The sequence below is a fragment of the Sandarakinorhabdus sp. genome, assembly GCF_040398645.1.
Classification (GTDB): domain Bacteria; phylum Pseudomonadota; class Alphaproteobacteria; order Sphingomonadales; family Sphingomonadaceae; genus Sandarakinorhabdus.
On record NZ_JBBATR010000020.1, the window covers coordinates 9,360 to 16,738 of the forward strand.

A 7,379-nucleotide genomic window follows, 5' to 3' on the forward strand; every position below is an offset into this window, starting at 1 on the left:
CAGGCCGGGCGGGATCATGCCATCGATATGGTCAACCCGCCGGTGGCGCGGGCATCGACCATCTTGTTTGCCGATCTGGCCGCGCTGGATGCGGCGATTCGCGATCCGGATGCTGGGCTTTATTATGGCCGGCGCGGTACCCAAAGCCATTGGGCCCTGGAGGACGCACTGACTGCACTGGAGCCGGGCGCGGCCGGCACCAAGCTGCTGCCATCGGGGGTGGCGGCCATCACCACCAGCCTGCTGGCCTGCCTGCAAGCCGGCGACGAATTGCTGGTGACCGACAGCGCCTATGAACCCAGCCGCAGCTTTGCCGATCACCTGCTGGGGCCGCTGGGCATCACCACCCGCTATTTCGATCCGCGCTGCGCAGCGGGCATTATTGATGTAATTTCTGAGAAAACCAAGGCCATCCTGCTGGAATCGCCGGGTTCATTGTCGTTTGAAATTCAGGATTTACCGGCCATAACGGCGGCGGCGCGCGCGCGCGGCATCACGACGATCATCGACAACACCTGGGCCACCCCGCTGCGCCTGCAACCGATTGCACTGGGTGTGGACATCAGCATCCAGGCGCTGACCAAATATGTTGGCGGGCACAGCGACATGATGATGGGCAGCGCCGCCGCCAACGCCGCGCTGTGGCCGCGCCTGAAGGCCACTTGCTATCGGCTGGGCCATTTTGTGTCAGCGGATGATTGCGCCCTGGCACTGCGCGGCCTGCGCACGCTGGGCCTGCGGCTGGACCGCCATGAACAATCGGCGCTGGCCATTGCGCGCTGGCTGGAAACCCATCCGGCGGTGGACAGGGTCTGGCACCCTGCCCTGCCGTCACACCCGGATCATGAGCTGTTCAAACGCGATTTCAGCGGTGCTACCGGCCTGTTTGCCATAGTGCTGAAACAGGGCAGCCGGCCGCACACGGCGGCGTTGATCGATGGCCTCCAGCATTTCGGCATCGGTTTTTCGTGGGGCGGCTACGAATCGCTGGTGCTGCCGGTGGAGCTTGACCGTATCCGCTCCGCCACCCGCATCACGTTGCCCGGCCCGATCGTGCGCTTGTCGATCGGGCTGGAGGATGTGGACGATCTGATCGCCGATCTTGATGACGGCCTGGCGCGCTACACAGCGCAGTTTCCGGGCTGATCAGTCAGTATCGTCCACATCGACGGCATCGCCGGTCACGCGCTGCGAAAGAGCGGCGGCCATGAATGGACTGACATCGCCGTCCAGCACGTCATCAGGGCTAGTTGATGTCACTCCGGTGCGCAAATCCTTCACCAGCTGATAGGGCTGCAACACATAGGATCGGATCTGGTGGCCCCAGCCTATATCGGTCTTGCTGGCTTCGGTCTTGGCGGTTTCGGCTTCGCGGATCGCCAACTCGCGCTCATAGAGCCGCGCTTTGAGCATTTTCATGGCTGTGGCACGGTTCTTGTGCTGGCTGCGCTCGTTCTGGCAGGCCACCACCACGCCGGTGGGCACGTGGGTGATGCGGATGGCGCTATCGGTCGTGTTGATATGCTGGCCGCCAGCGCCGGATGCCCGGTAGGTATCGATGCGCAGATCGGCTTCTTTCACTTCGATCTCGATATCGTCATCCACCTGCGGATACACCCATACGCTGGCAAAGCTGGTGTGCCGCCGCGCTGCGCTGTCGTAGGGGCTGATGCGCACCAGCCGGTGCACGCCGCTTTCGGTCTTCGCCCAGCCATAGGCCTGGCCGCCCTTGATCAGCAGAGTAGCATTCTTGATGCCCGCGGTTTCGCCGCTGTTGAAGTCCATCAACTCGACCTTGTAGCCCTTTTTTTCGGCCCAACGCTGGTACATGCGCAGCAACATATTGGCCCAATCCTGGCTTTCGGTGCCGCCAGCGCCGCTGTTGATTTCGATATAGGTGTCGTTGTTGTCTGCCTCGCCCGACAGCAGCGCCGCGACCTTGTCGGTCTCTGCCTTGGCCGCCAGCGCCTTCAGCGCCGCCACGCCATCATCGGCCATGGCTTCGTCACCTTCGGCTTCGGCCATTTCAATCAGTTCGCTGGTGTCGGCCAGATCGCGTTCGATGCTGCGCGTCGCCGTGATAGCTTCATCCAGCCGGCGGCGTTCGGTCATCAATACCTGCGCGGCCTTGGGATTGTCCCACAATTTTGGGTCTTCAACCCGCGCGTTCAGTTCATCTAGGCGGCGGAGTGCACGATCCCAGTCAAAGAGACCTCCTCAGCAGGTCCAGCGCCTGCTTGATCTGGAGGGCGGCATTTTCAGCTTCGGCACGCATCACGATTGTCCAACACAAAACGAAGTCGCGTGGATAGGGGCCAAGTGCGGGCGATGCAAGCCGGCGCGTCAGTAAATCCCGCCGGCCTGTTCCAGAAATTCCGCGTCGGATCTTATGCGCCCCGATGATCGCCGGACCATCACATCTTCGGCGCGCTGGGTGCGGCGCGGTTCGCTTTCGGGTTTGAACGCTTCCCAGATTACCGCCGGGCGCGGGCCGCCATCGGGCCACATGCCAAATACGCGCTGGCCGCTGCGGCGATCGATGCGCACCATGCGCACACCGGGCGGGATGGCGAATGGCCGTTTTGGCCAATCTTTCAGGGCGGTTTCGCCCCATTGCCGCCAGATCGGCGCAGCGGTGGTGCCGCCCTGGGCATAGCCGCCCAGGCTGCGCGGCTGATCATAGCCCAGATACAGGCCGGCCACGATGTCGGGGGTGCCGCCCACGAACCACACATCGTTGGGGCCATTGGTGGTGCCGGTCTTGCCCGCCAACGGCCGGTTCAGCACGGCCAGCGCAGTGCCAGTGCCGCGCTGGATAACGCCTTCCATGACATGCACGATTTGATAGGCGGTGCGGGCATCGATGGTCTGCACAATGCGGCCCTGTGGGCGCGGCATCGCTCCCCCGGTCCAATCCGGCGCATTGCAGCCCGGGCAACCGCGCGTATCACGCCGCCAGATCACCTTGCCGCGGCGATCCTGCACATAATCGATCAGGCCCGGCTCCAGGCTACGGCCCTGATTAAAGATCTGGGCATAAGCATTTGTAAGCTTGAGCACCGTGGTTTCGCCGGCGCCCAGCGCAATCGACAGCACCGGTTGATAATCGCCGATGCCCAGCGCCTTGGCCTGCGCTGCAATCCGGTCCATGCCGGTGGCGTCCGCCACGCGAACGGTCATCAGGTTGCGCGATTGTTCCAGACCCCAGCGCAGGGTTTGTGCGCCGGCGCCGCGCATGTTGCCGAAATTGCGGAAGCATTTCGTGCCGAGCAGCTTGGTTTGAAAGACGCAATAGGGGCCATCGACGATGATGCTGGCCGGGGTAAAGCCGTTGTCCATCGCCGTGGCATAAACGATGGGCTTGAACGTCGAGCCTGGCTGGCGATTGGCCTGGGTGGCGCGGTTGAAGGCCTGCGCGCGCGCGTCAAAGCCGCCGACCATGGCGCGGATGCGCCCGGTGGCGACCTCCTCAACGACCATGCCCCCTGATATTTCAGGTGTTTGCCGCAGCGCCCAGCCAGAGGGCGTGCGGGTGACGATGATAACATCGCCGGGCCGCAGCACCTGCGCCGCCGAACGCTGGGTGGCGCGATACGGCTTGGCAGCGTTGCGGCCCGGCAGCGTGCCGGTGCTGCCATCCGAAAGGCCGATCTGGCTGTCGTTGCCGGTCTTGGCCAGCACCACGGCCTTCACCCAGCGCGGATAGCCGAGCGCTACCGCCACGCCGGACAAGCGGTTCTGCCAGCCGGGGCCAGCATCGATGGTGCCCGCCGGCCCGCGCCAGGCGCGCTGCGATTCGTAGCGGGTCATGCCATCGCGCATTGCTGCTTCGGCGGCCGCTTGCATCGCAGGGTCCAGGGAGGTGCGCACCCACAGGCCGCCGCCATAAACGCTGTTGGGGCCATCGTCGGCCGCATCCCCATAGCGGGCGATAAGGGTGCGCCGCACATCTTCGATGAAATAATCGCCGCGGCCGCGGGCAATCGCCCGATTGGGCACCGTCGCCAGATCCGTCGATGCTGCGCTGGCGCGCTCATCGGCACCGATATAGCCGTTCGCCTGCATCTGGCGCAGCACATAATCACGGCGGGCGAGCGCCCGATCGCGCTGGCGCACCGGATCATAAGTGGATGGCGCCTTGGGAAGGATGGCCAGATAGGCCATGTCAGACAGCGCCAACGCTTCCACGGATTTGCCGAAATAGGCCTGCGCCGCAGCTTCAACGCCATATGCATTGCGGCCCAGAAATATCTGATTCAAATAGAGTTCCAGGATTTGCTGCTTGGTCAGCGCTGCTTCGAGCCGCCGCGCCAGTATCGCTTCGCGCAGCTTGCGCCATAGCGACACTTCGTTGCCGACGAGCGATTTTGCGACCTGCTGGGTGATGGTGGATGCGCCCACCGGTCGTCGATCCGAAAACAGCGATTGCACATTGGTGACCACAGCGCCGGCAATGCCCACCCAATCGATGCCATCATGTTCAAAAAACGTCTTGTCCTCCGCCGAGATGAATGCCTGCACCAGTCGCGGCGGCAATTCGGCATAAGGCACGAAAATGCGGCGTTCGCGGCTGTAGCTGGTCACCACCACCCCGTTCACATCGCGCACCGTCGATGGCAGCGCCGGGCTGAACGCGGCCAGTTCCGCTTCGTCGGGCAAGCCGGTGGTGGCCTGCCAATACAGGCCGCCCGCCAGCAGCAGCGGCAGCAAGATCAGCAGCAAAAGGCGCAGTCGCTTCACGCCATCCCAGATAGCCGCCGGCCGCGTCCAGCGATAGCCCTTCTACTGCGGGGCCAGATGGCGTTGGATGGCGCGGGCCACACCTTTGGCGACGGCGCGGCGGCCGTCTTCGGAGAACAACCGCTCCGCATCTTCCTTGTTGGTGACATAGCCGGTTTCCAGCAGCACCGATGGCACATCGGGCGCCTTGAGCACGGCAAAGGCCGCGAAATGGTGAAATTCGCCGCGAAAATTAACGCCTTCATGCTCCAGACCTGCTTGTAATTCCTCGGCAAATTCGGCCGAGACGTTGCCGGTGGCCCGGCGCACCAGATCGACCATGATCTCGCCCACCTCGGGCGCTTCGACGCCCAGATTGACGCCGCCGATGATATCCGCCTTGTTTTCGCGGGCTGCCAATCGTTCGGCCATGGCGTCGCTGGCCACCGACGACAAGGTATAGACCGATGCACCGCGCGCCGCATCGTTGGAGGCGCTATCTGCATGAATTGAAACGAATAAATCGGCGCGGGCATCGCGGGCGATGCGCACGCGGCCGCCCAGCGGAATGAAGCGATCATCATCGCGCACCATTTTCACGCGCACCCGGCCCGATTCGCGCAGATTGCGGGCGATTTCGCGGGCGATGGCCAGGGTGATATCCTTTTCATATCCGCCGGTTACCGCAATCGCGCCCACATCCTTCCCGCCGTGGCCGGCATCGATCACCACCAGCGGCTTGGCGCCTGACCGGCCGCGGCGCGGCTTCGTGGTGCGCTCAGGTTCCGGCCTCAGCACCACATCGGCTGCCCTTTGTGTCACAGGCGTGGGGCCTGGCTGTCCATCCGTGTCCACTGGCTGGCCAATATCTGCGGCGCGCTGGCCAAAATTGTCGGGCAGGCTGAACCGGTCGCCAGCCACGGTTGGCGGCGGCGGCGGGCCGTCGCTGCGCAGCAATGGCAGCGGCTGGCGGCCGCGGGCGACGCTGGCGGCGAACACCCCGGCGTCGGTGCGTTCCAGATGGATCACCGCCTGGTTGCCGGCTGCCCGCGCCTCCCGGATGATCACCGGCGCCTTCAGGTCGATCACCAGCCGCGCGGTGCCGGGCGCAAACATCGCCGCGCGCAGCGATGCCACGCTGTTGCTGCCCGGCGCGGTCAAGGCCGGATCAACCACGCCGACGAAATCCACCACCAGCCGCAGCGGATCGGCCAGGGCAAAGGCCCGCGCCGCCGGCAACGGGCCATCGGCGGTGATGATCACCCGGCCCGGCTGGCTTTCGATCGACAGGATGCGTGCGGCCCAAGCCGGGGCTACCGGGGCCGCCATCAACAGGCACAGGATCAGCGCAAGACGAACCACCTGCACTGGATAGGGCGGCCCGGGAGCGTGAGCAACAGCCCCCCAGGCCTGTCAGACGATCAGCGCAGCACCGACAGGCCAGCGTAAGCCGCTTCGACGCCCAGTTCCTCTTCGATGCGGATCAGCTGGTTGTATTTGGCGAGCCGGTCCGACCGTGCCAGGCTGCCGGTCTTGATCTGGCCGCAGCCGCAGGCAACCGCCAGATCGGCAATCGTGGCATCTTCGGTTTCGCCCGACCGGTGCGACATCACGGTGCGATAGCGGTTGCGGTGCGCCAGTTCCACGGCGGTCATGGTTTCGGTCAAGGTGCCGATCTGGTTGACCTTGACGAGCATGGCGTTGGCCAGGCCATCCTTGATGCCCTGCGCCAGCCGCACCGGATTGGTGACGAACAGATCATCGCCCACCAATTGCACGCGGCTGCCCAGCGAATCGGTGTGCAGCTTCCAGCCGGCCATGTCGTCTTCGCTCATGCCGTCTTCGATCGACAATATCGGGTAGTCATTGGCCAGCGCCGCCCAATAATCCGCCATCTGCGCCGGGGTGAGCACAAGGCCTTCGCCGTGCAGATGATAATGCCCATCCTTGAAAAATTCGGTGGCGGCGGCGTCCAGCGCCAGCATCACGTCCACCCCGGGCTTGAAGCCGGCCTTTTCCACGGCGGCCATCACGAAATCCATGGCGGCGCGGGTGCCATTCAAATTGGGCGCAAAGCCGCCTTCATCGCCCACCGCCGTGTTGTGGCCGTGCGCCTTCAATTCCGCCTTGAGGGTGTGGAACATTTCGGCGCCCCAGCGCACGGCTTCGGCGATGCTGCCGGCGCCCACCGGCATCACCATGAATTCCTGCACATCGATCGGATTGTCGGCATGGGCGCCGCCATTGACGATGTTCATCATCGGCACCGGCAGCAGCCGCGCCGACACGCCGCCGATATAGCGGTGCAGCGGCAGGCCGCGCGAATCGGCCGCCGCCTTGGCCACCGCCAGCGACACGCCCAAAATCGCATTGGCGCCCAGCCGGGCTTTGTTTGGCGTGCCGTCCAGCTCGATCATCGCGGCGTCGATGGCGCCCTGGTCTTCGGCGTCCAAGCCGGCCAGCGCATCATAAATCTCGCCATTCACCGCTGCGACCGCCTTGAGGACGCCCTTGCCCAGATAGCGGCTCTTGTCGCCATCGCGCAGTTCAACGGCTTCGTGGGCACCCGTCGATGCGCCCGATGGCACGGCGGCGCGGCCGGTGCTGCCATCGTCCAGCACCACATCGACTTCGACGGTGGGGTTGCCGCGGCTGTCGAG

Annotated in this window: 5 protein-coding genes; 1 reads left to right on the top strand and 4 read right to left on the bottom strand. The window is 64.6% G+C overall.

What is annotated here, in order from left to right; all coding sequences use genetic code 11:
* Positions 1-1,146 (top strand): cystathionine beta-lyase (gene metC / locus ABWP50_RS06545; protein WP_353217190.1); only part of this gene is annotated, 1,146 nt, incomplete at its 5' end.
* Here the strand turns inward: metC and prfB are convergent.
* The 4 genes from prfB to eno form a co-directional block, all read right to left on the bottom strand.
* A protein-coding gene (prfB, locus tag ABWP50_RS06550) for a peptide chain release factor 2 (RefSeq protein ID WP_353217191.1) occupies positions 1,147-2,275 on the bottom strand; the annotation gives its coding sequence in 2 pieces (ribosomal slippage) (positions 1,147-2,205 and positions 2,207-2,275; 1,128 coding nt in all).
* Between the two features lie 68 nt (positions 2,276-2,343).
* Positions 2,344-4,740, bottom strand: a complete 2,397-nt coding sequence (locus tag ABWP50_RS06555) for a penicillin-binding protein 1A (protein ID WP_353217192.1) — start codon at positions 4,738-4,740, stop codon at positions 2,344-2,346.
* Positions 4,741-4,782: 42 nt separating this feature from the next.
* Complete coding sequence (locus ABWP50_RS06560; RefSeq protein ID WP_353217193.1) at positions 4,783-6,081, bottom strand: N-acetylmuramoyl-L-alanine amidase; 1,299 nt, start codon at positions 6,079-6,081, stop codon at positions 4,783-4,785.
* Positions 6,082-6,140: 59 nt separating this feature from the next.
* Positions 6,141-7,379, bottom strand: a 1,239-nt coding sequence (gene eno, locus ABWP50_RS06565; RefSeq protein ID WP_353217194.1) for a phosphopyruvate hydratase, incomplete at its 5' end; no start/stop codon positions are given.